The organism is Stenotrophomonas pictorum JCM 9942 (assembly GCF_001310775.1).
GTDB classification, from domain to species: Bacteria; Pseudomonadota; Gammaproteobacteria; order Xanthomonadales; family Xanthomonadaceae; genus Stenotrophomonas; species Stenotrophomonas pictorum.
Map to the genome: position 1 here is coordinate 1 of NZ_BAZI01000819.1, position 530 is coordinate 530.

Annotated in this window: 1 protein-coding gene; it reads right to left on the reverse strand. The window is 70.8% G+C overall.

The window, feature by feature from the left end; translation table 11 throughout:
* Positions 1-385: DUF3106 domain-containing protein (locus JCM9942_RS17865; RefSeq protein ID WP_425478375.1), on the reverse strand; the 385-nt coding region annotated here is incomplete at its 3' end.
* Positions 386-530: the final 145 nt, after the last annotated feature.

Consider the following 530-nt stretch of genomic DNA (forward strand, 5'->3'; position numbering starts at 1 on the left):
CCTGCACCCACTGCCGGCGCTGTTCGGGCGTCATCTTGTGCCACTGCTCGCGCAGCTGCTGGCGCTGCTGCTTGTCCATGCCGCGCATCCTGGCGAACAGCGCCTGCGCGTCGCGCCGCTGCTCGGCCGTCATGTGTTCGAACCGGTGCATGCCGCGGCGGGCCTGTTCGCGCTGCTCGGGTGTCATCTGCTGCCAGCCGCGGGCGTGTTCGTACATGCGCTGGCGGCGCTCGGGCGATGCGTTCCAGCGGTCGCGGACCGGGGCGATCAGGGTTTCGCGCTGGGCGGGAGTGAGTTGCTCCCATTCGGGCAGCGTCTGGGCGGCCAGCGGGGCGCTCAGGCACAGCAGCAGCGGGATCAGCACGCGGGGCAGGGAGGTTGTCATCGTCTTCATTCCATCGCCAGGGCGTCCGAGCCCAGCCACAGGTACAGCTCCGGGCTCTGCTCGAACAGCAGGGTGTCATCGGGGATATCGCCGGCATCGTCCGCCAGCACCGGCGCGGCGGGCGGCGGGGCGCGGTCGAACTGCA